Annotated in this window: 23 protein-coding genes and 1 pseudogene; 11 read left to right on the forward strand and 13 right to left on the reverse strand. The window is 34.0% G+C overall.

All coding sequences use genetic code 11. The features are described 5' to 3' along the window. Nucleotides 1-59: 59 nt before the first annotated feature. The 6 genes from A9G36_RS00090 to polA all read right to left on the reverse strand — a co-directional run bounded on the left by A9G36_RS00090 (nt 60) and on the right by polA (nt 6,891). Nucleotides 60-404: a YdbL family protein gene (locus A9G36_RS00090; RefSeq protein ID WP_065569315.1), complete on the reverse strand. Its 345-nt coding sequence runs from the start codon at nt 402-404 to the stop codon at nt 60-62. 102 nt (nt 405-506) lie between these two features. After that, on the reverse strand, nt 507-692 hold the full coding sequence (locus A9G36_RS00095; RefSeq protein WP_065569316.1) for a YnbE family lipoprotein: 186 nt from the start codon (nt 690-692) through the stop codon (nt 507-509). 11 nt (nt 693-703) lie between these two features. Beyond that, the gene (locus tag A9G36_RS00100) at nt 704-2,329 is read right to left on the reverse strand and encodes an intermembrane phospholipid transport protein YdbH family protein (protein WP_065569317.1); all 1,626 of its coding nucleotides are present in this window, start codon (nt 2,327-2,329) and stop codon (nt 704-706) included. A 78-nt stretch (nt 2,330-2,407) separates the two neighbouring features. Beyond that, entirely contained in the window at nt 2,408-3,832 is a 1,425-nt protein-coding gene (gene gltX, locus A9G36_RS00105; protein ID WP_065569318.1) for a glutamate--tRNA ligase, read from the reverse strand. Further along, nucleotides 3,822-3,944: a hypothetical protein gene (locus A9G36_RS10320; RefSeq protein WP_255305528.1), complete on the reverse strand. Its 123-nt coding sequence runs from the start codon at nt 3,942-3,944 to the stop codon at nt 3,822-3,824. The genes gltX and A9G36_RS10320 overlap by 11 nt, the downstream gene beginning before the upstream one ends. A 166-nt stretch (nt 3,945-4,110) precedes the next feature. After that, nucleotides 4,111-6,891 (reverse strand): DNA polymerase I, encoded by a 2,781-nt coding sequence (polA, locus tag A9G36_RS00110; protein WP_065569319.1) that lies wholly within the window; start codon nt 6,889-6,891, stop codon nt 4,111-4,113. 202 nt (nt 6,892-7,093) lie between these two features. Between polA and folE the strand changes: the two genes are divergently transcribed. The 5 genes from folE to ispH all read left to right on the forward strand — a co-directional run bounded on the left by folE (nt 7,094) and on the right by ispH (nt 13,239). Further along, a complete protein-coding gene (gene folE / locus A9G36_RS00115) occupies nt 7,094-7,753 on the forward strand; it encodes a GTP cyclohydrolase I FolE (RefSeq protein WP_034947864.1) in 660 nt (219 codons plus the stop codon). Between the two features lie 179 nt (nt 7,754-7,932). Continuing rightward, a complete protein-coding gene (ribF, locus tag A9G36_RS00120; protein ID WP_065569320.1) occupies nt 7,933-8,871 on the forward strand; it encodes a bifunctional riboflavin kinase/FAD synthetase in 939 nt (312 codons plus the stop codon). Between the two features lie 37 nt (nt 8,872-8,908). After that, nucleotides 8,909-11,716: an isoleucine--tRNA ligase gene (gene ileS, locus A9G36_RS00125; protein WP_065569321.1), complete on the forward strand. Its 2,808-nt coding sequence runs from the start codon at nt 8,909-8,911 to the stop codon at nt 11,714-11,716. A 103-nt stretch (nt 11,717-11,819) separates the two neighbouring features. Further along, nucleotides 11,820-12,290: a signal peptidase II gene (gene lspA, locus A9G36_RS00130; RefSeq protein WP_034947870.1), complete on the forward strand. Its 471-nt coding sequence runs from the start codon at nt 11,820-11,822 to the stop codon at nt 12,288-12,290. A gap of 1 nt (nt 12,291) precedes the next feature. Further along, complete coding sequence (gene ispH, locus A9G36_RS00135; RefSeq protein WP_034947872.1) at nt 12,292-13,239, forward strand: 4-hydroxy-3-methylbut-2-enyl diphosphate reductase; 948 nt, start codon at nt 12,292-12,294, stop codon at nt 13,237-13,239. 7 nt (nt 13,240-13,246) lie between these two features. On the opposite strand, the gene A9G36_RS00140 is transcribed toward ispH, so the two are convergent. After that, nucleotides 13,247-13,498 carry a YfhL family 4Fe-4S dicluster ferredoxin gene (locus A9G36_RS00140; RefSeq protein WP_034947874.1) on the reverse strand — a complete coding sequence of 84 codons (252 nt, stop codon included), beginning with the start codon at nt 13,496-13,498 and terminating at the stop codon, nt 13,247-13,249. Nucleotides 13,499-13,761: 263 nt separating this feature from the next. Here A9G36_RS00140 and A9G36_RS00145 point away from each other — a divergent pair, with 263 nt between their 5' ends. Both A9G36_RS00145 and A9G36_RS00150 read left to right on the forward strand, forming a co-directional pair. Beyond that, entirely contained in the window at nt 13,762-14,955 is a 1,194-nt protein-coding gene (locus A9G36_RS00145; RefSeq protein WP_051825425.1) for an efflux RND transporter periplasmic adaptor subunit, read from the forward strand. After that, the gene (locus tag A9G36_RS00150) at nt 14,927-16,924 is read left to right on the forward strand and encodes a MacB family efflux pump subunit (RefSeq protein ID WP_255305529.1); all 1,998 of its coding nucleotides are present in this window, start codon (nt 14,927-14,929) and stop codon (nt 16,922-16,924) included. Before A9G36_RS00145 ends, A9G36_RS00150 begins: the two co-directional genes overlap by 29 nt. Nucleotides 16,925-17,111: 187 nt before the next feature. Here A9G36_RS00150 and A9G36_RS00155 read toward each other — a convergent pair whose 3' ends face one another. Both A9G36_RS00155 and A9G36_RS00160 read right to left on the reverse strand, forming a co-directional pair. Then, nucleotides 17,112-17,810: a DsbA family protein gene (locus A9G36_RS00155; protein WP_081295294.1), complete on the reverse strand. Its 699-nt coding sequence runs from the start codon at nt 17,808-17,810 to the stop codon at nt 17,112-17,114. Between the two features lie 13 nt (nt 17,811-17,823). Beyond that, a complete protein-coding gene (locus A9G36_RS00160) occupies nt 17,824-18,093 on the reverse strand; it encodes a YihD family protein (RefSeq protein WP_034947876.1) in 270 nt (89 codons plus the stop codon). Between the two features lie 153 nt (nt 18,094-18,246). Between A9G36_RS00160 and mobA the strand changes: the two genes are divergently transcribed. After that, the gene (gene mobA / locus A9G36_RS00165; protein WP_065569322.1) at nt 18,247-18,840 is read left to right on the forward strand and encodes a molybdenum cofactor guanylyltransferase MobA; all 594 of its coding nucleotides are present in this window, start codon (nt 18,247-18,249) and stop codon (nt 18,838-18,840) included. Between the two features lie 19 nt (nt 18,841-18,859). Here mobA and A9G36_RS00170 read toward each other — a convergent pair whose 3' ends face one another. Then, complete coding sequence (locus A9G36_RS00170) at nt 18,860-19,888, reverse strand: threonine aldolase family protein (RefSeq protein ID WP_065569323.1); 1,029 nt, start codon at nt 19,886-19,888, stop codon at nt 18,860-18,862. 84 nt (nt 19,889-19,972) lie between these two features. Here A9G36_RS00170 and mobB point away from each other — a divergent pair, with 84 nt between their 5' ends. Then, nucleotides 19,973-20,467, forward strand: coding sequence for a molybdopterin-guanine dinucleotide biosynthesis protein B (mobB, locus tag A9G36_RS00175; RefSeq protein WP_065574124.1), 495 nt, complete (start codon nt 19,973-19,975; stop codon nt 20,465-20,467). A gap of 289 nt (nt 20,468-20,756) precedes the next feature. Then, complete coding sequence (gene mtgA / locus A9G36_RS00180) at nt 20,757-21,461, forward strand: monofunctional biosynthetic peptidoglycan transglycosylase (protein WP_034947888.1); 705 nt, start codon at nt 20,757-20,759, stop codon at nt 21,459-21,461. Here mtgA and cobB read toward each other — a convergent pair. Both cobB and A9G36_RS00190 read right to left on the reverse strand, forming a co-directional pair. Then, on the reverse strand, nt 21,458-22,141 hold the full coding sequence (gene cobB / locus A9G36_RS00185) for a Sir2 family NAD+-dependent deacetylase (protein WP_034947891.1): 684 nt from the start codon (nt 22,139-22,141) through the stop codon (nt 21,458-21,460). The two genes, mtgA and cobB, sit on opposite strands and share 4 nt — an antisense overlap. A gap of 56 nt (nt 22,142-22,197) precedes the next feature. Further along, nucleotides 22,198-23,013 (reverse strand): hypothetical protein, encoded by an 816-nt coding sequence (locus A9G36_RS00190; protein ID WP_065569326.1) that lies wholly within the window; start codon nt 23,011-23,013, stop codon nt 22,198-22,200. A 132-nt stretch (nt 23,014-23,145) separates the two neighbouring features. Between A9G36_RS00190 and A9G36_RS00195 the strand changes: the two genes are divergently transcribed. Further along, the gene (locus tag A9G36_RS00195; RefSeq protein WP_065585224.1) at nt 23,146-23,769 is read left to right on the forward strand and encodes an aspartate/glutamate racemase family protein; all 624 of its coding nucleotides are present in this window, start codon (nt 23,146-23,148) and stop codon (nt 23,767-23,769) included. Between the two features lie 24 nt (nt 23,770-23,793). Here A9G36_RS00195 and A9G36_RS10405 read toward each other — a convergent pair. After that, nucleotides 23,794-23,859 (reverse strand): annotated as a pseudogene (locus tag A9G36_RS10405) (helix-turn-helix domain-containing protein); the annotation flags it as partial. Between the last annotated feature and the right edge of the window lie 123 nt (nt 23,860-23,982).

Here is a 23,982-nt window from a genome sequence, read left to right on the forward strand (position 1 = left end):
TATAAAAAATATTATTAATAAATAGCATACACACTATTAATACACAATTAAAGCGTTAATTATTTTTTTAACCATTGACCTTGTTGCTTGATATATTGCCCTGTTGGGGTTTTTTCTTGTGCTTTAGTGCCTGCTTTTTTTTCTACTTCACTTAAAGGAATATTACTTTCGGCTGATACTTTTTGATATTGCTCTTTACGAGCCTGATTAATTAATTGCGCAATTTCAGAAGCATTACCTTCGTTTTTCACTACACCTAAATAACCATCAGCCTGTTCACCGACAATACCTTGCGTTTTAGCTTGGTTTAATGAATTAATTGCTTGCTCTAAATTTAATGCAAAAGCAGAAAAAGATAAAGCAGTTGATAACAATGCTATTATTGCTTTTTTACAGATAGTCATAATAAGCTCCTTAATGGGTATATCATATTTCATTAATTTAAATATGAATAACAAAAATTTTTAATATCTAGCATTTTGCGTTACACAATCAAATCTACTAATTTAATATAATCCAGATTTATTAATAATATTATCCAATGCTTTATCGACTTTAATATTAATTTCATGGTCTATTTTAACATTCAAATTGATATTAATCGGTTCGTTCGGTGCTTGAACTTTGACAGTAGGTGAACATCCGATTAATGTTCCAACTAATACCATAATTACCATAACATTTCGTACCATAAAATAACCTCTTATTTTGAAGATTTCTTTTTTAAATATGCTTCAATACGTTTACGAATAGGCTCACTAACTTCATCAGATAGCTGTAAACTCATAAGTAATTTAGTGATATTTTCTTCAAGATTGATATTTAAATTAACTGCTTTGCCATTTTCAACATTTAAATTGTTACCTTGAATATTTAATCCTAGTCTGGCAATTTCATTGGCATAGTCAACAGTACCTGTTAGCTTAGTATAATGAAAATTTTTAATAATATCAGCGAGTATTTTCATATTCGGGTTACTTTGGACATAACTTTTAAGCGCTGAATTTTCAAATTGTAAATATCCATCTTGAGTGGTAATTAATTGGCCTTTTTTTATAATTGGTTCGATTACCGTGCCACTTTTTTTCTTGTTAGCTAATAATGTAATCGGTAAGTTACCATCGATTGCCCCACTGCCAGCTACCCCTTCTGCTGGGTATTGAGTAAGAATATCTTTTAGCTGTATCTGTTTTATCTTTAAATTTAATTGTTGAGGTAATTTCGCTAAATTAAGCTTGTTTTTATCAAGAAAAATAATTCCAGAAAAAATATTTGCTTGTGCTTTAGTCCAACTGATGATTCCTTTATCGGGGGCATTAATTGAAGCAAAATACTCTCCAGTTAATTTGATCTTTTCAAGAGATAGTCCCATATTGACTTCTTGTATACTCAGTGCTGGACTTGAAAGAGTAAACTGATTATTCTTGACAACAAGATTAATATTACCTGTCACAGATTTTATTTCGCTATTTTTATAAATACCATTGAGTTTATTAATAGCAAGCTGTGTTGTGGCAGATAATTGATTATTGTCAAATGGAATGGCAGACTCAACTTGAAATATTAAATTACCAACTGAATCCGCTAACATTAGATCATCAGAAAGGTTAGCTTTAGTTAAACTAATAGAAGCATTACTTAAACTGAATAAATTTAGCTGGTTACGAGTAACCCAACCATTGAACGGCAAAGTTAGTTGCCCATTTTCAATACCAAATTGGTTTACCGTTGTGGTAAAAAGCCCATTTTGTATATCGATACGTGAATCAGTTGTATTAAATTGCAAATTAGCCGACAGTTTCGCAATATATTGGCTATTGGTTGACATGGCCAACTGTATTGCTTCTTGCTGTTTGGTGATATCAACTTTTACGTTAAATTGTTCGTTATTTTGTGCATAAAATCTTAACGAATTAATATAAATTTTTGATGGTAACCAGTAAAGTATTGTTGAAAGGAATGACGAATCAATATCGGATTTGCTAGTGTCTTGATTGAAATTTTGATCAAGCGTTTCAACCATTTCCTTTTGAGCTACATCTATTACTTTTTTGTCGCCTGATTGCCAATGAATATCGAGTTCATCAACCGATAACTGCGACAATGAGATCAGTAATTTTTTTGCTATTAGTGAGTATTGCGATGTTTGAGAGACAGTTATTTCATCAATAGCTAAGCCATTAAAGTTCACACTGACGCCATGGCAATCTGCTGATAGGTGATATTTATCTTTAAATGATAGCCAATATTGTCGCACACCTAAGCTCAATAGCATAATGATTAGTGCAATACTAAGTAAAACCCAATAGCATTTTTTTAAGCGAGCCATATCTAAACTCTCAACTAATCAAAGGAAAGATATTGCCAGATTACAATATCATCCGGCAATAAAATGATACTGTTCTTATTATGCTTGTTCTCGTTGAGCAATATAAACTAGTGCTTTATCAATTCGATCAAGAGTACGGGTTTTACCAACCGCAAAAATAGTAGCATCAACCGATGGCGATTGCCCGATACCTGTTACAGCAACGCGTAATGGCATACCAACTTTACCCATACCAACATTAAGTTCGGTTGCAGTTGCTTCAATCGCATGGTGAATTTTATCAATTTGCCAATCAAAGTCAGCAATAGCTTCAATTTTTGCTTTAATTGTTTCTAATGGCTCTTTGGCGACTGGGCGCAAATGTTTTTTAGCCGCATCGACATCAAAATCTTCAAAATCTCGATAGCAATAAGCACATGATTCAGCCATCTCTTTAAGCGTTTTACAACGTTCACCAAATAACTTAATAATAGTGATAAGATCTGGACCTTTTGATAAATCATATCTTTGTTGGTTCATATGCCAAATTAAATGTTGAGCAACATAATCCGCATCAAGATGATTGATATAATGGTGATTTAACCAAAGTAATTTTTCAGTATTAAAGGCACTGGCTGATTTGCTAACCGCATCTAATGAAAAATAGCTAATCATTTCAGGAACAGAGAATATCTCTTGATCACCGTGTGACCAACCAAGACGCACTAAATAGTTAAGTAATGCTTCGGGCAAGTAACCATCATCACGATATTGCATGACACTAACCGCTCCGTGACGTTTAGATAGTTTTTGTCCATCATCTCCTAAAATCATCGATACATGACCATATTTAGGAATTGGTGCACCTAATGCTTCTAGGATATTGATCTGGCGAGGTGTGTTGTTAATGTGATCTTCACCACGAATAACATGGGTAATTTCCATATCCCAATCATCGACAACAACACAGAAATTATAAGTTGGTGAACCATCAGTGCGGCGAATAATAAGATCATCAAGCTCTTTATTAGCAATCTCAATTGGACCACGGATTAAATCATTAAAAATAACAGTGCCATCAGTAGGGTTAGCAAAACGAACAACATGTGGCTCATCATGAGTATGCTCTTGTTGTACTGAAGCACAACGGCAATGCCCATCGTAGCGCGCTTTTTCACCTTTGGCCATTTGCTCTTCACGCAATTTTTCAAGACGTTCTTTAGAACAGTAGCAGCGATAAGCTGTACCTTTGGCTAACATTTCATCAATGACTTGATTATAACGATCAAAACGTTTAGTTTGATAATAAGGACCTTCGTCCCATGATAATTTTAACCAATTCATACCTTCCATTATTGCTTCAATCGCTTCAGGCGTTGAGCGCTCAAGATCGGTATCTTCTATGCGCAGTACAAACGAGCCTTTTGCATGACGAGTATATAGCCAAGAATAAAGTGCTGTTCGTGCACCACCTACATGCAAATAGCCAGTTGGGCTTGGAGCAAAACGGGTTTTAATTTTCATGAAATAATCCTAATAAAAACAGAAACGAAGCTGATACCACAAAGCGGTGATTTGCGCTCTTTTTTAATTCGAAAATATCAATCAATAGGATAACATTTTGATATTCACTCATTTTAGTTGCCTATTCTAACACGCCTAAAGGTTTCGGCAATAGTTCGATTCATGTTAGAAAGTTAATATATAATTTGTAAAAAGTTTTATTAAAGCAATTGGTTAAGCATAAAATCAGCCTTTAGTTATTTTTTAAGGCTGATTTATTTGGCACGGGTTTAGTATGATTAATGCGCTTCATCCCAATTATTACCCACACCGACATCCACTTTTAATGGTACAGATAGGTGATAGCAATTTTCCATGATTGATTTTATCTGAGCTTTATATTGCTCAACTAATTCTTCTTTTACTTCAAATACTAACTCATCGTGTACTTGCATAACCATTCTAATATTACCTACAGGTAAGCTTTTTATCCATTCGCTTACCTTAATCATGGCTGTTTTAATAATATCGGCTGCAGTTCCTTGCATTGGTGCATTAATAGCTGCTCGCTCAGCGCTACGTTTTTCAATATTATTTGTTGAAGTAATTTTTGGAAGATATAAACGTCGACCTGATAAAGTTTCAACATAACCTTGTTCCGCTGCACATTGGCGAGTTTCTTCCATATATTTCTGAACACCGGGGTAACGCTCAAAATAACGATCAATATAAAACTGCGCTTCTTTACGGGCTATATTAATCTGTTTTGATAAGCCAAAAGCACTCATTCCATAAATCAAACCAAAATTAACCGCTTTAGCACGCCGCCTCTCTTCAGAGCTGATTTCTGATTCTGGTTTGCTTAATATTTCACTAGCGGTTACGCGGTGAACGTCTTTATCATGGGCAAAAGCGTTAAGTAAGCTTTTATCTTGTGATAGATGTGCCATGATACGTAGTTCAATTTGTGAATAATCAGCTGAAATAATTTTATAACCTTTTGGCGCAATAAATGCTTGGCGAATTCGCCGTCCTTCTTCATTACGAACTGGAATATTTTGTAAATTCGGATCATTCGACGATAACCTTCCAGTTACTGTACCAATTTGATTATAATTAGTATGAATACGATGATCGATTGGACTTATCATCAATGGTAATTTATCGGTATAAGTATTTTTTAATTTGGCTAGTCCACGATAAAACAGAATCATGCGTGGGAGTTCGTACTGATTAGCCAGTTCACTTAATACTTCTTCACTGGTTGAAGGATCTCCTTTTGGCGTCTTTTTCAAGATCGGTAAATTGTGTTTATCAAATAGAATAGTTTGTATCTGTTTAGGTGAGGCAGGATTAAATTTTTCACCAGCTAGAAACTGTAATTCTGCTTCAATTTGCAATAGCTTTTTAGCTAATTCATTAGAATAGTCATTTAGTTGTTTAGCATCGACCAGTACACCGGTTCTTTCCATTTCGGCAAGCACAATCGCAAGTGGCATTTCAATATCAGAAAATAACTTTGTTAATTCTTGGTATTTTTCTAGCTCTGGCCATAATTTTTCATGCAATTGCAAAGTAATATCAGCATCTTCAGCTGCATATTGCGTGGTTTTTTCCACATCAATCTCGTCAATAGTGAGTTGTTTTTTATCTAACTTAGTCAATTCATTAAAGGTAATTGTTTTATAATTTAAGTAATGGTTTGCCATACTGTCCATATCGTGACGTTCTGTGCTATTTAGTACGTAAGATTCAAGCATAGTGTCAAAAGCAATCCCTTGTACTTTAATACCATAATTCGCCAATACACTATAATCGTACTTGGCATTTTGGGCGATTTTTTTGATTTTGGGATTTTCAAATACTGGTTTTAATTTAGCTAATACTTGATCTAACGATAGCTGCTTGGGTGCACCTAAGTATTGGTGTGCAAGTGGAATATAAGCTGCTTGATGAGGTATAACACTTAGTGATATGCCAACTAATTTAGCATGCACATGATCTATACTATCGGTCTCGGTATCAAAAGAAAATTGCTTACAATTAGTTAATTTTGTAACCCATTCATCTAACCGTTCATTAGTTAATATACATTGATAATCAGCCTCTTTGTTTTTCTGAAAAGCTAGCTGTTCATCTACCGAAAATAGTGATAAATTATCGGTGGTATTTACTACGGCATTTTTCTGCTGTTTTAAAAAAGTACCTGTAGTTAACTCTTTTCGCCAACGATGAAATCCATAATTATCAAATAATTCAGCAAGTGCATTAATATCAATATTACTCACCATCAGTTGGTCATTAGTAAAATCTAATTTAACATCAGTTTTTATCGTTGCTAGTAAATAAGAAAGTTCAGCTTCTTTATGATTATCAATTAATTTTTGTTTTAATGATTTCGCACCTCGGATCGATAATTTTTCAATATCATCTAATCGATTATAAATATCTTTTATACTATCAAACTCAGCTAATAAACTCTGAGCAGTTTTTTCACCGACACCAGGTACACCTGGAATGTTATCGGATGAATCGCCTCTTAAAGCTAAATAATCAATAATCTTTTCAGGAGGAACACCAAATTTATTTATCACCCCTTGTGGATCAAGTACCACATTATTCATAGTATTAATTAGTGTAATTTTATCACTGACCAATTGCGCCATATCTTTATCACCAGTGCTAATTAATACTTCTAAATTCTCTTTTTCTGCTTGCCTAGCTAATGTCCCAATTACATCATCAGCTTCAACTCCTTCAATACAAAGTAGAGGTAAGCCCATAGCTTTTAATATAGTATGAATGGGCTCAATTTGAGGGCGAAGGTTTTCAGGCATTGCTTCACGCGTTGCTTTATACTCAGAATAAATCTCGTTACGGAAGGAGCCACCTTTAGCGTCAAAAACCACGGCAATATGCGTAGGGTTGTATTGGTTAAGCAAGCTACGAATCATATTAATCACACCAAAAATAGCCCCTGTTGGTTCACCTTTGGCATTAGTTAACGGTGGGCATGCAAAAAAAGCACGGTAAAGATAAGAAGATCCATCAATTAAGATAATCGGCGTTTTGTTTGACATCATAGTTACTCAATCATTATTCAACACGATAGTGAACAGTATAACCTATATTTAGCCATAATATTCTTATCATCACTAATAATATAGTGTAAAAAAGTTTCAGATTACTATACGTTCCAATATAAAACCACAAGTAAAAACTATATCTTGCCCTATAACTGTTATATAATATTCCATCTATTTTTGCTTGAGTATTTAATAAATGACAGAATTAAGTCTTGCTGCGCAAAAAGTCAAAGAAGCACTCGCTGATAAAAATCTTGAAACTCCATCCTGCCGTTTAGTAATGGATAGTCATGAGCGTAAAAGCAAAATTGAAGCTCATTTTCGTGAAATTATGAAGCTCATGGAACTTGATTTGAATGATGACAGCTTGGCAGAAACCCCGCATCGAGTATCCAAAATGTATGTTGATGAGATCTTTTCAGGTCTTTATTATGAAAATTTCCCAAAAATCACGTTAATCGAAAATAAAATGCAAGTAGACGAAATGATAACCGTTCGTGACATCACTTTAACCAGTGTTTGTGAGCATCATTTTGTCACAATTGATGGTAAAGCAACGGTTTCTTATATTCCGAAAGATAAAGTGATTGGATTGTCTAAAATTAATCGTATTGTTGAGTTCTTTTCACAACGACCACAAGTACAAGAAAGGTTAACTCAGCAAATTTTAATTGCACTACAAACTTTACTCGGAACAGTTAATGTTGCTGTTTCAATTGACGCAACTCACTATTGTGTAAAAGCACGTGGTATTAAGGATTCTAGCAGTATTACCACCACAACAGCCCTTGGTGGCGGATTTAAAACTAATCCAAGTACCCGACAAGAATTCTTACGAGCTTTAAATCATTATTAAGCAGTTAACGATTGTTTACCTGTTGTAATTATGGCACTTTTTAAAACTAGATATATTTTTATAACAAAAGTAAAACATTAATATAAACTATCTTTATAGTACGTGCATCTTCAAGAAAGATTGGTATAATTCTCGGCTATTTAAGATAAATATAACCATTGATAAACAGCACTTTTTTCATGAAGATTATCCGAGGCATTGCAAATTTAAAAAATCAATTTACTCAATGTGTACTGACACTGGGCAATTTTGATGGCATACATTTAGGACATCAGCAATTAATTCATCATCTTATTAAACAAGGGAAAAAATTAAATTTACCCTCAGTTGTGATGTTATTTGAGCCGCAGCCACTAGAATTTTTTGCCCAAGATAATGCGCCGTCACGCTTAACTTCATTTTATGAAAAAGTTATTTTTATTGAAAAATTAGGTATTGACTATATTATTGCTATTCCATTTACCCAAACTTTTGCCAATATGTCTGCCGATCATTTTATTCAAGATTGGTTGATTAATAAGTTAAAAGCTAAATATATTACAATTGGAGATGATTTTCGGTTCGGATCTGAACGTAAAGGGGATATCAATCTTCTCGAACAATATTCTCGTAATCATGATTTTGTAGTAGAAAGCATACCAACATTTGTTTGGAATAATTTTCGTATAAGTAGTACTGCTGTTCGTCAAGCACTTTTGAATAGTGATTTTGAATTGGCTCATTGCCTATTAGGCCGCAATTATACAATTCAAGGTCGTGTAGTCCATGGCAATGCTTTAGCAAGGGAATTGGGATTTCCAACGGCAAATATTCACTTGCATCGAAAAAAGCCTGCACTGCAAGGAGTCTATTTCGTTAAAGTCAAAAATATCTGCAATAATCAGCATTATCACGGTATTGCCAATATTGGGATAAGACCAACTATTAACGGAAAAACCGCAATACTTGAAGTAAACCTTTTTGACTTTTCGGGTAATATATATGGACAATATTTAGACATAACGTTCATCAAAAAATTACGCGATGAGAAAAAATTTGACTCATTAGCAGAATTAAAACAACAAATTGCACTAGATGTTTGCACTGCGAAAAAGATCAGTGCACAATTAACTAATTAAAAACTAGTATCAACAAAATTAACTGGAATAAATCAGCATGACAGACTATAAAAATACATTGAATTTACCGGAAACTGGATTCCCGATGCGAGGTGACCTTGCTAAACGTGAACCAGTTATGTTGCAAAATTGGTACGATAAAGAGCTTTATCAAAGGATTCGACAAGTGAAAAAAGGCAAAAAAGCGTTTATTTTACATGATGGTCCTCCTTATGCAAACGGAAAACTTCATATAGGTCATGCAGTTAATAAAATAATTAAAGATATTATTATCAAATCAAAAAGTTTAAGTGGTTATGATTCTCCGTATATTCCAGGATGGGATTGTCATGGTTTACCAATTGAGCAAAAAGTAGAAGAGCAAGTTGGCAAACCAGGCGTAAAGGTAACACCTGCTGAATTTCGTCAAATCTGCCGCGATTATGCCGCTTCACAAGTTGAACTGCAAAAAGCCGATTTTATTCGCATGGGTGTTCTTGGTGATTGGCAAAACCCTTACCTTACAATGAATTATGATACCGAAGCCAATATTATTCGTGCTTTAGGTAAAGTAATTAAAAATGGTCATTTAGTTAAAGGTGCCAAACCTGTCTATTGGTGTACCGATTGTATGTCATCATTGGCTGAAGCAGAAGTTGAATATTATGATAAATCATCGCCAGCCATTGATGTAAAATTTAAAGCGGTTGATAATCAAGCCGTAGCAAGTAAATTTGATATCAATACTGATTTAACCATTTATGTTGTTATCTGGACAACCACGCCTTGGACGTTACCAGCTAGCCGAGGGATAGCTTTAAATGCTGATTTTGAATATCAATTAGTTCAAATCAATGATAAAGAGTGTTTAATTTTAGCTGCTGATTTAGTTGAAGCTGTGATGAAACGAGCAAATATCATCGATTGGAAAATCTTAGGCGCTTGCCGAGGTAATGCGCTTGAATTATTACGCTTTAAACACCCATTCCTTGATTTTGATGAGCCTATTGTACTTGGCGAACACGTTACAATTGATGCGGGTACGGGTGCTGTGCATACCGCACCGGGCCATGGTACAGAAGACTTTATGGTCGGTCAAAAATATGGTCTTGAAGTGGCAAATCCAGTTGGTGGTAATGGCTGTTATTTACCAGGAACAGGGGCAGGGCTAGATGGTCTATTTGTGTTCAAAGCAAATAAAGTGGTTGTTGAAATATTAAAAGAACATGATGCACTATTACACTTTGAAAATATTGAACATAGCTATCCATGTTGTTGGCGCCATAAAACACCTGTTATTTATCGTGCAACACCACAATGGTTTATTAGCATGGATAAACAAGGTCTGCGAACCCAATCATTAAAAGAAATTAAACAAGTTCGTTGGATCCCTGATTGGGGACAAGCACGCATTGAAACTATGGTTGCTAATCGCCCTGATTGGTGTATTTCTCGCCAACGCACATGGGGTGTACCTATGACGTTGTTTGTTCACAAAGAGACCGAAGAACTTCATCCAGATACACTAGCATTAGTGGAAAAAGTCGCACAGCTAGTTGAAAAAGATGGCATTCAAGCTTGGTGGGATGCTGATATTAAAGATCTTTTAGGTCCTGATGCTGATGATTATCGTAAAGTACCTGATACGTTAGATGTTTGGTTTGATTCAGGATCTACTTTTTCATCAGTGGTTCGCACTCGACCAGAATTTGAAGGGCATGAAGCTGATATGTACTTAGAAGGCTCAGATCAACATCGTGGTTGGTTTATGTCTTCATTAATGTTATCAACAGCAATTGATAATAAAGCACCTTACAAACAAGTGTTAACGCATGGTTTTGTTGTCGATGGACAAGGACGTAAAATGTCAAAATCGCTTGGTAATATTGTTACTCCACAAGATGTAATGAATAAACTTGGTGCCGATATTTTACGTTTATGGATTGCTTCAACAGATTATTCTGGAGAAATGAACTATTCTGATGAAATCATCAAACGAGCTGCCGATAGTTATCGCCGTATTCGTAATACCGCACGTTTTTTACTAGCAAATTTAAATGGTTTTGATCCAGTTAAAAATATGGTAAAACCAGAGGATATGGTCGTTCTTGATCGCTGGGCAGTTAGTATGGCAAAAGAAGCACAAGAACAAATTATCCAGGCTTATGAAAATTATGATTTCCATAAAGTCGTACAACGTATTATGCAATTTTGCTCAATCGAAATGGGATCATTTTATTTAGATATTATTAAAGATCGCCAGTACACAGCGAAAAGTGATAGTATTGCCCGTCACAGTTGCCAAACCGCTTTATATCATATTGCGCAAGCAATGGTTCGTTGGATTGCACCTATTTTATCATTCACTGCTGATGAAATTTGGCAATATTTACCAATGGCTGATAAACAAGAATTTGTTTTTGAAGATGAGTGGTATACAGCACTATTTACATTGCCAGAAAGCGAAGCATTAAATAGTGAATATTGGGCTCAGATTTTAGCCATTCGTAGTGAAGTGAATAAAGTGCTTGAACAAGGCCGTAATGATAAAGTGATTGGTGGTGCGCTTGAAGCAGCTGTTACGCTTTATGCTGATGAAGCGATCGCTACCGCATTAACTAAGTTGGACAATGAATTGCGTTTTGTTTTACTCACTTCACAAGCGAGTGTAAAACCTTTACAAGCAGCGTCAGCAAATGCCGTTCAAAGTGATATTCAAGGCCTTAAAATTGAATTAGCTAAAGCGCAAGGTGATAAATGTCCTCGTTGCTGGCATTATACAACAGACAATGAGCCAACAACGCATTTATGTAAACGTTGTGAACAAAACATTCACGGTAATGGTGAAGTTAGACATTTTGCATAATAAAAATCAAAACAGATAATAGTGCTAAGATTTAGCGCTGTAAGAAATATCCCTATTTTCCGCCGGCAATTCGTCGGCGGAAATATAATAATGAGCAGACTATATGAAAAAAGATAATGGGCTTTACTGGTTACTTGTTACAATTGTGATTTTTGTGATTGATATTGCAAGCAAATTTTTAATTATAGATCAATTCTCACTATTTGAATCATTAAACCTTTTACCCTTCTTCTCTATCACTTATGTACGTAACATTGGTGCGGCATTTAGTATTTTTGAAGGGCAACGTGAGATGCTTGTTACTATTGCCTTAATTATTAGTACCGCAATTATACATATGCTATATCGTAATTCGTGTAGCAAAAAATTGGAAAATTTTTCATTATCACTTATTTTAGGTGGTGCATTAGGTAATCTATTCGATCGCCTGTATCATGGCTTTGTAATTGACTTTTTTGATGTCAATTTTGGTCATTGGCATTATCCAACTTTTAATATTGCAGACTGTGCAATTTGTATTGGTATTGGATTATTTATCCTTAGTAGTTTTAGAAAAAACAAAAAGACTGAGTAATATGAAAATTATTTTAGCTAATCCGCGTGGTTTTTGTGCCGGTGTTGATCGTGCTATTACTATCGTTGAGCGAGCATTAGAACTCTTTGGGGCCCCGGTTTATGTCCGCCATGAAGTTGTACATAACCGCTATGTGGTCAATCGCTTAAAAAAATTAGGGGCGATTTTTATCGAGGATATTAGTGAAGTTCCTGATGATACTATTCTTATCTTCTCTGCGCATGGTGTATCTAAAGCGGTCCGAGACGATGCCAAACAACGTAAACTCCGTGTTTTTGATGCCACGTGTCCCCTTGTAACCAAAGTACATATGGAAGTGGCTAGATCCAGTTATCGTGGTGAGGAGGTTATTTTAATCGGTCATGCTGGTCATATCGAGGTTGATGGCACCATGGGACAATATAACAATCCTGAAGGAGGCATCTATTTAATTGAATCAATTGATGATGTACAAAATCTACAGGTAAAAAACGAAAATAACCTTTGCTTTACCACTCAAACCACGTTATCAGTTGATGATACAGCCGAAATCATTACTGCTTTAAAAAAGCGTTTTCCTAATATTCGCAGTCCCCGTAAAAATGATATCTGTTATGCCACAACTAATCGCCAGCAGGCAGTTAAACAGCTTTCAACACAAGCTGATATTGTACTTGTTGTGGGTTCAAAAAACTCTTCGAATTCTAATCGCTTAGCTGAGCTGGCAAGGCGAAATAGTAAACAAGCTTACCTAATTGATTTTGCATCTGATATTCAAGAAGAGTGGCTAATTAACGCACATATTGTGGGTGTTACGGCAGGAGCTTCAGCTCCGGATATTTTAGTACAACAAGTTATTACTCATTTAAAAAGCTTAGGTTGTACTACATTAATTGAAACGAATGGCAGTTTAGAAAATATAACATTTGAAATTCCGAAAGAGCTACGGGTTGAAGTGAAATCAATTTAATGTATTTTCAAGAATTTTTTAGTACTTTAAATTTAGCTAACAATTGTTCATGTGTTTCAATATGTTCAGGATCTGCAATAATAGCATTTTGAATTGGGCAAACTCGTTGACAAGTTGAGTGATCATAATAACCAACACACTCTGTACATTTATTGTAATCAATTTCGTATATATCAAAGCCCATTGAAATAGCTTCATTAGGGCACTCTGGTTCACACATGTCACAATTAATACACTTGTTAGTTATTTTTAATGCCATTTCTGTATTATCTTTATCAACTTAGTAAAAATTTGTGCCATTATAGCGCAATACAAAATAAATCCGAATAAAGATTGTTTAATCATTGATTAAATAGATAATAATTTAATAGTTTGAATGTGGATTTTCAGATAAATTTTAAATAAATTGTGCTAGTTAATTTTCGTAATTATTACAATTTATTAAGAATAGTTATCAATGCCAACTAATTTATTACTATACAATGCTAACATAATAGCAAAAAAATTAAAGGATGAAAAAGGTTGTTAAAATTTATTAAATTTAAATATATAGTTGTGGCAATCATTATTATTGCAATCATACATTTTGCATATTTAATTATTTCCCCTTCAGAATCGACGATTAATTATATTACCTCACCGGTTACCAAAGGTAATATTGAGAAAACGGTATTAGCCGATGGTACTATTAGTGCTTTTAAACAAGTTAGCGTAGGGGCACAAGTTTCTGGACAAATTAAAAAACTTTATGTTGAGTTGGGCGATGAAGTTAAACAAGGCGATATGATTGCTGAGATTGACGATCTTAAACAAAGCAATGATTTAAAACAATCTGAAGCTTCACTTAATAGTTTAGAGGCACAACGTCAAGCAAAAAAAGCGAGATTAGTTAACTATCAGTTAACCTATGATCGCCAGTACAAACTCGTTCATAAAGGCGTTGGCATTCAATCGGATTTAGATGCGGCAAAAGCCGAACTTGATGCAATCAAAGCCGATATTGCAGCACTTGATGCTGATATTGTTAAAGCACAAATTGCTGTCGATACCGCCAAGGTTAATTTGGGATATACTAAAATTCGCTCTCCCATTGATGGAGTGATTGTTGCAATTCCAGTCAATGAAGGGCAAACGGTTAACTCTGTTCAAAGTGCACCAACTATTGTTAAAGTCGCACAGCTTGATAAAATGACTATTGAAGCGCAAATTTCTGAAGCCGATGTGATCAATGTAAAAAAAGGAATGCCTGTTTACTTTACCATTTTAGGTCAACCTAATAGACGTTTTGATGGTTTAACACTAAGGGCTATAGAGCCTGCACCTGACTCAATTAATACCGAAACAACCTCGTCAAGCTCATTATCAACAACAAAAAGCGCAATTTATTATAATGGACTATTTGATGTAGATAATCCTGACCATGTTTTAAGAATTTCAATGACAGCGCAAGTTTATATTGTCTTGTCTGAGGCAAAAGATGTACTAACCATTCCATCTCAAGCAATTCAAAAAAAATTAGGTAATAATAAAGCCATTATTTACCTATTAAATAAACATAATGATATCGAAGAACACGAAGTTACTTTGGGTATCGATAATAATGTCAATGTTGAAATAAAATCGGGGATTAAAGAGGGTGATATGGTTGTGGTCAGTGGCACTAATGGTGCTTCACTAGGTGTTAATAATGCAAGAGCCCCAAGGATTCGATTCTAATATGGTCAATAATATACCTCTTATTAAGCTTGAGAATATTGTTCGTGAATTTCCAGCAGGCGATTCAACCATACAGGTTCTTAAAAGCATAAATCTGACAATTAATGCGGGTGAAATGGTGGCGATTATTGGCGCATCAGGATCGGGTAAATCCACTTTGATGAATATTCTAGGCTGTTTAGATAAACCGACCTTAGGCACTTATTCCATTGGAGGGCGCACAACAAGTCAATTGTCACCTGATGAGTTAGCTCAATTACGCCGTGAGCATTTTGGTTTTATTTTTCAACGTTACCATTTATTAAATGCATTAACCGCACAAGGCAATGTAGAAATCCCTGCTATTTATGCTGGTGTTACCAATGAACAACGTCAAAAAAGAGCGAACGAAATTTTAATACGATTAGGTCTTGCAGAAAAAATAGACAGCAAACCTAACCAGTTATCTGGAGGGCAACAACAGCGAGTCAGTATTGCTAGAGCTTTAATTAACGGTGGACAAATCATTTTAGCTGATGAACCAACAGGAGCACTCGACCGCAAAAGTGGTTTAGAAGTAATGGCTATATTACAAGAATTACATCAACAAGGTCACACAGTTATTATTGTTACCCACGATTCAAATATTGCCCAAAGTGCCCAAAGGATTGTTGAAATTAGTGACGGTAATATCATTTCTGATTCTATTAACCTTAATTATCAATCTGAACAAAATGATAATCGGCAAGTTAAGCAAATCGAAGCAACCAGAACCCAAGATAATCTACTGGCAAAATATTACCGTTTTCGAGATGCTTTTAAAATGGCTATGTTATCAATGCGTTCGCAGCGATTACGGACCTTTTTAACCATGTTAGGCATAATTATTGGTATTGCCTCGGTAGTCTCTGTTGTTGCATTAGGACAAGGTACAAAGCAAAAAATTTTATCTAACATTAACTCATTAGGAACTAGCACGTTAGAAATCTATGCAGGATCGGGCTTTGGTGATCGTAATGCGGATAAAATTACTACATTACGCTCATCTGATGCCGATTTTTTGGCGCAACAAAGTTTTGTTCACAGCACCACGCCAAACCTTTCTACGGGTGTTTATTTTCGAATTAACAATTTAGCTGTGACAGGAACAGTAAATGGTGTTGGAGAGCAATTCTTTGCAGTTCGTGGTTATACGATTTCTCAAGGAAAATCGTTTGATGCAACAAGTATTATTACTTCAGCACAAGATGCAGTAATTGATGAAAATACCGTTAAGCGACTATTTGCAGATCAAAACCCTATTGGAAAAATTTTAATGGCCGGTCAATTACCCGTAAGAATCATTGGCGTTGCCACTAAACAACAACAAGGGTTTGGTAGTAATGAAAACTTGAATATTTGGTTACCTTATACCACTGTGATTAATCGTATGGTGGGTCAAACTTCGTTAAAAAGCATCACAGTACGGGTTAAAGATAATGTCGATTTATCAATTGCAGAACAAGCCATCAATCAAATTATGTTAAAACGACATGGAACAAAAGATTTTTTTATTTTTAACTCAGACAATATACGAGAAACCATTAACTCATCAGCTTGGGTTATGACACTCTTGGTTTCGGCTATTGCACTCATTTCACTTATTGTTGGTGGCATCGGGGTAATGAATATTATGCTAGTATCGGTCGCAGAAAGAACACGAGAAATTGGCGTACGTATGGCTGTTGGTGCTCGGTCAAGTGACATATTACAGCAATTTTTAATTGAAGCTGTATTAGTATGTTTAATTGGCGGAACAATAGGTATTATACTCTCGTTTGCTATTGGATTTATTTTTAATTCTGTTGTTACATCATTTGCAATGAATTTCTCTGCAACAGCTATTGTAGCGGCATTTAGTTTCTCAAGTATAATTGGTATTATTTTTGGTTATTTCCCTGCTAGACGCGCAGCACAATTAGATCCTATTTATGCCTTAGAACGTGAATGATAGCTTAATAAAATTTAAATCCCTTTGTATTATATGATTGTATAAAGGGATTTAAATTTTTAATGAAATAAATATTAATGTTATCATTGGATAATGAGTTTTTCTAATATGAGCATGGCTTTCAAGAACAGCTCAATATCAAGGATAATCATTAACGAAGTAAACTATTTTTGTTTTGAATATTCTTTTATTTTTTATTTGGATCTAAGCCAATAAGAAACGATGTTACTCTAGCGTAATCTTTTATAAATGCTTCCTCACTTGAAGAATCAAGCCCTTGTGTGTTAATGTAAAACTTACGGTTTACAATAACTGTCGGAATGCTCTTTGGCTGTAGCTCTTTAATAGCAGTAGCCTGCTGTGCCATAAAAGCTTTTACTAAAAAGCTGTTTTTAGTTTTATCATAAGTTTCACCGTCAATCCCTAACTTAGCAAAAACAGTTTTGATATCATCAGCCGTTTTTATTGAATGATCTTTCTGGATTGCATAATAGAGGGCTTGTGATGCCTTATCTTCAATACCAAGTATATTTGAAATCGCCCATGCTTGAGCAAGATCTTTTGCCAGTGGACCAAAATCTTCTAAATGATAACGTTTAATTTTTATACCCTCAGGTAAACTATCATCAATAATTTTGGTAGCATGATATTGTGTTTCAAATCTAAAACAACTAGGGCAATTAAATGAAAAAAACTCGATCACTTCTTTATCGGGTGATGGGGAAGTAGGTAATGTAATATATTGTTTACCTGCTTCAATTGGTGCTGATGAAGTTGTAATGGCTACTGTTTGTAATGCTTCAGATTTTAATTCTTTTTTTGTTTCTTCTGCAAAACTACTTGCAGATGATAGTAATATTCCCATAACAATGAGCGTTTTTTTCATATAACAATTCTCCTTATTCTTTAATAATCCCGCGAGCTTTTAAAAGCGCGGTTTTAAAATCATCTTCATAATCTTTTTTCAATCCCGGGATAACTTCATTTTTATCCGAACCGCGCATTTTTAAATGATAAATTAAAACTTCATCACTAAGATCTTTTAATTCGCCTTCAAAACCAGCTTCTTGCCCAAGCTTATCTAAAAACTGTAATAAGTTAAAATCAGAATCATTTTCCCAAGCTGGCTGTAATAGCTCCATTACTTCATCAATACGATGACATTTCATAATCAATACCTTTTTTAAGCCTTTAACAGTGTTGAAGGTGATAATTTACTTTAGACATATATCTAAAAAAAAATTATTTTCTGCAACTTGAAATAACTTTGTTATATAGTAAAGTTATTTTGTTTTTTCGCAATGTAAAAAGAGAAATAATTCATGAAAAAATTGTCCATTACTGCGATCATTTTAGCCGGAGGAAGAAGTACAAGAATGCGGGGGGAAGATAAAGGCTTATTGTTATTAAAGGGAAAACCACTTTATCAGCACGTAATTGACCGTATAAAACCTCAAGTTGATTTGATTATGATTAACTGTAATCGACATTTTACACAATACCAACTTGCTGGTTATCCTATATTTTCTGATGATTTATCGGGTAATTTAGGGCCACTCGCAGGTATCTATAGTGGGTTATTGCATAGTACAACTGATTGGAATTTATTTGTTAGTTGTGATACCCCTTATTTACCCAATGATTTAATCCTACGTTTAGGAAAACATATAGATACTCATAAAGCTATTTATCCATTTGATAATGAATATAACCACCCAACCATTTTATTGATTCATAAAGTAGTATTAGCCCCGCTTAAAGCTTTCTTAGAAAAAGGTGAGCGTAAACTAATGTTGTTTCTAGAAGAAATCAATGCTATTGCGGTTGATTTTAGTGATAATTCTACTTGTTTTATCAATATCAATACGCCACAAATGCTTGAAAAGGTAAATCAAATAGACGTATTGATAAGTTAATAGATTAAATATTACAATTTTATTTAATCCATTTTTTCATCTGCTTAGCAAAATTATCTATTTCTGCATCTTGGGTTGCCCATGAAGTACAAAATCTTAAACAAATATGTTTATTGTCTGTTTGCCCAAGATTATCGACTGAGTAATAATCCAAGATTTTTTTCGCAACTTTATTAGGAAAATTGACAAACAACTGGTTAGTTTGTGGTTTAGCTTTAAAAGTCAAACCTGCATTTTCAAATAGTGTTTTTAGCTTATCGGCCATGTCATTACTTTGTTTGCCAAGTTTAATATATAGATTATTTTGCATCAGGGTATTCATTTGTACACCAACAATCCAACTTTTAGCAAGAATTGCTCCTTTTTGTTTCATACTAAATCGGAAGCCTTGATTAATCGACAGGTTATTAAATACCAGCGCTTCACCAGCAAAAGCCCCTACTTTAGTACCGCCTATATAAAATACATCTGTATATTTAGCTAAATCAGGAAAGGTTATATCGTTATCCTTTGACGCTAATGCCATTGCTAACCGTGCTCCATCTAAATAAAGATAGAGATGGTTATTTTGACAAAACTGATATAACTTTTTGAGTTCTTGTTTGCTATAAATTGTGCCAAGTTCTGTCGTATTTGAGATATAAATTAACTTAGGTTGTACCATATGCTCATCACTATGGTGTTTTAAAATTGGCTTAATTAATTCAGGTGTTAATTTTCCATCTTCTGTTTTTACAGTAAGTACTTTATGCCCTGTTGCCTCGATTGCACCTGCCTCGTGCACATTAATATGTCCACTTTCAGTTGAAATTACAGCTTGATAGGGTCTTAAAATATGAGAAATTACCGTTAAATTAGTAATAGTTCCACCATGCATAAAATGAATGTCTGCATAAGGTGATTTTAATGTTTTTTTTATATTATCTTTTGCTTGTTCACAGTAATAATCTAACCCATAGCCACTTAATTTTTTATGAGTAATATCAATAAAGCCTTTAAGTAAATCTGGATGCACAGTTTGGTTATAATCATTCAAAAAATCATACATATCATTACCTTTATTCAAACCATTTTGTATAAAATAATGTAATATCAATTTTACTACAATATAACATGTTAAGGCAGAGCGTTTATGAACAATAGAAAAATTATTGGAATTAGTGGTTACAGTGGTAGCGGTAAGACAACATTACTAAAGAAAATCATCCCATTATTGATTAAACAAGGTTTCAAAGTTGGTATATTAAAGCATGCTCACCACAATATTGAAGTAGATATTCCGGGTAAAGATAGCTATGAACTGCGTAAAGCAGGGGCATCACAAACAATTATTGCATGTGATAATCGTTATGCATTAATTGAAGAGACACCCAATAATCCAACCGATTTACAAATGCTGATTAATCAGTTTACTAATGTTGATATTATATTAGTGGAAGGATTTAAAGAAGAAAATATACCCAAAATTATCTGCCATAGAAGCACAATTCAAAAGCCACTTTATATGGATCAGTTTACGATAGCTATTGCATGTGACGAACCATTAAATTCTTCCATTAAAGAACTTGATCTGAATCAGCCAATTAAAGTTGTAGAGTTTTTAAAGAACTTTTTATATCTTAATTGAGATTTTTAATAACGTCATTAATCCTAACTATATTAAAGACATTTTGCGTTTAATTTATCTGACAAAGAAAGATGTTTAAGCCTGTTTTATGTTCAGCAAATAAAAAATTAATTTAATAAAATATAAAATATTATAATTTAATTTTTTCTTGATTTTGCAAAAAAAATTAAGGTAAGTTACTTTCAATTTTTTAATACAGCTATTTTTCTTTGCTATCAAAGGGATAAGCTAAAAATAGCTTAATTGTATGTTATATTTTTAATATCAACTCTTAATTTATGCTGTTTACATGACTTTATTATTTAAAAAGATTTTAAATTTTGCAAAAAAAACGGTAATTGGATTTATGCTATTATCTGTTGTTTTGATTGTAGTAATGCGTTGGGTTGATCCATTGAGTTCAATGATAATGATACAAAGAAAAATAAGTAATTGGGAGGTTAAGCAACAGCGAATTTGGAAAAGTTGGGATGAGATATCTGATAATATCAAATTAGCCGTTATTGCATCAGAAGATCAAAACTTTCCTAATCATTGGGGATTTGATTTTAATGCCATCAATCTAGCACTTATCTATAATCAAAAACAGAAAAAAATCCGAGGTGCGAGCACCATTACCCAACAAGTAGCTAAAAATATTTTTTTATGGTCATCTCGTAGTTGGATACGTAAAGGAATTGAAACTTGGCTCACACTGTGGATTGAGCTTATTTGGCCAAAACAACGTATCTTGGAAATCTACTTAAACAGTGTTGAATGGGGAGATGGTATATTTGGTATTGAAGCTGCTTCGTATCACTATTTTAATGTGAATGCTAAGCAATTAACTCCTACTCAAGCGAGCTTGCTTGCAGCAACACTTCCTAATCCGAGGAAATGGAATCCAGCCAAACCTTCAGTCAATATACAAAAAAAGGCTCAATGGATTCGCATGCAAATAAATAACCTTGGTGGTAAACAATATTTGAATCAGATAAAAAAAACTAAAAATTAAATTAATGTTGCTAAAAAATTCGGTACTATTTTACTTGCAACGCCATAAATTTTAGTTTGAAAAAGGCTTTGATCTAAGCTTGGTTCTAAATTAAGCTCAATAGTTTTAGCACTCATTTGGTTAGCAATTTGTACAAACCCAGCAGCAGGATAGACATTGCCTGATGTGCCAATGGATATAAAATAATCAACTTGTGAAAGCGCATCATAAATTTGTTCCATTTGTAGCGGAATTTCACCAAACCAGACTATATGTGGGCGAATGAATTTGTTTTGTTGATAATTTACATCGTTAAAGCAATCAATTATTTGTCCTGTTTTTTCATTACGCACTTTTAATAATTCACCATGCATGTGAATAATATTTTTAGAACCAGCTTGTTCATGTAAGTTATCCACATTTTGTGTTATAATTAAAACGTGCTCACTGCCTAATTTCTGTTCTAATTCAGCCAGTGCAAAGTGAGCTGCGTTAGGTTTTACGTTTGGATTTTGTAATTTACGGCGTAACATATTATAAAAATCATGTACCGCTGTTGGGTTTCGTATATAGCCTTCGTAAGTTGCCACGTCATTAACATCATAACCTTCCCATAATCCATTTTGGGCACGAAAGGTTGATAAACCCGATTCGGCCGAAATACCAGCACCGGTTAGAATAACTATTTTTGGTATTGTCATAATTCATTACACCTTTACAATTTAACTAAGGTTATTGAAAACAAAATATTAGCCAGTTATTGGCTGTATTCTGTGGTAAAAATATGCAAAGCAGGCTTGCTGAGTTTTTGATATTGACTGTAGGTGCTTGCCACTTTTAATCGAATATCAGCCTTTGATTCACCATTTAACCAACTGTTAATCATTGCGTGCACATTATAAGCTTCTGGTGCCATACGGTGCAAAGTCAAAATAAGGGGAGTAATACCTAGGCGCGATAGTGGTGGTGTAAAATATTGTTGGCTTTTGCAAGCAAATACTGCGGCATAACGTGATTTTTGTTTTTCTTGTTGTTCTTTTGATAACGTTTCCCAGCGCCAGCTATCGGGTAAATATTTTTTCCATGACCATTCCATTAGTGAATCATGACCAATATAGACAACCAGATCTGCACTTCCCCCTGCCATCACCGTTTTATTAGCTAATTTAAACGGCATTGCCTTTTTGCCCGCTGAATAATCAATAAAATCATCAACCGTATCATTAATATATTTGCCATTATACGCCTGTGCAATTAGATAAATATCTTTGTCTTGGTGTTTGTAAATTATTTCTTCTAATATTTTTCCTGACTTTGGTTGATTAATTTGTACAACTTGCCACTCTTTTTGCTTAGTAAAATAGGTTTTAAAGCCATAAGCCGCCCCCCAATAAAGGTTGTTTTTGGGATCTTGACCGTTACCTATCGCCTTTGGAACAGGTGCTATCTTTTGATATTTGTTATCACAAAGTGCCACTAAAACATGAACCACTTTGGGATCGGCAAAGCAGGGCAAGGAAAGTATGAAATAAATAATCAATGCAAGCCATAACTGTGTTTTTCTTTTCTTCATTTGAGATTGTTACCTTAAAGGCCGTATTTATAACTACATTATTTTTTATATAGAGTTTATAACATAGCTATTCTACTATTTAGTAAAACGAGTTAACAAAAAATAAATAAATTTTATATAGATATATGAAAAATGAAAACTATTGCCAAATCATTAGGTGGCCTGCATTCAGCAAAGATAATTTTATATAGCGTTGATTTTCAAGAGATTGAAAGTTGCCAAACCAATAATGAGTGGAACAAAAGCGCAGAAATTTTAATTGATGCGGCTAAAAGAGTTGAATTAGCTGGTGCAGATTTTCTTGTTATTTGTACCAATACTATGCATAACGTTGCAGATCAAATCCAAAAAGCAATTAATATTCCAATTATTCATATTGCCGATGTGACAGCTAAACATTTACTAGCACAAAATATTAAATCGGTCGCTTTGTTAGGTACTAAATATACAATGGAGCAGGACTTTTATAAATCTAAACTGATCGATAAAAATTTAAATGTGCTTATTCCAGAATCTCAAGACAGAAATATTATTAATGAGATCATTTATAATGAACTTTGCAAAGGTATTATTCAGCCTGATTCTAAGCAAGCCTGTCTTAATATTATTGATAAACTCGTTAAAAATGGCGCAGAAGGTGTTATTTTAGACTGTACGGAAATTGGGTTATTAATCTCTCAATCCGATCGTAATATACCTTTTTTTGACACAGCCTTAATTCACGCGCAAGAGGCAGCATTACTTGCAATAAGTTAATAAGTTATTCTTCATTCGTATATTCTATTCTAGTATATCACCCGGTTGGCAATCTAGATGTTTGCAGATTGCCTTGAGTGTTGCTAATTTAAAATTTTTATAATTGGCACATTAAGATCCTATTAAATCAATTCTTAAGTAATATATTTGATGAATTAACGAGTTGCAGCTCGTAAAGCTATATAAGCTAAGTTGCATTTTCTTTTGGTCGAC

This window comes from Gilliamella sp. Choc6-1, assembly GCF_001690385.1.
Lineage (GTDB): Bacteria > Pseudomonadota > Gammaproteobacteria > Enterobacterales > Orbaceae > Gilliamella > Gilliamella apicola_A.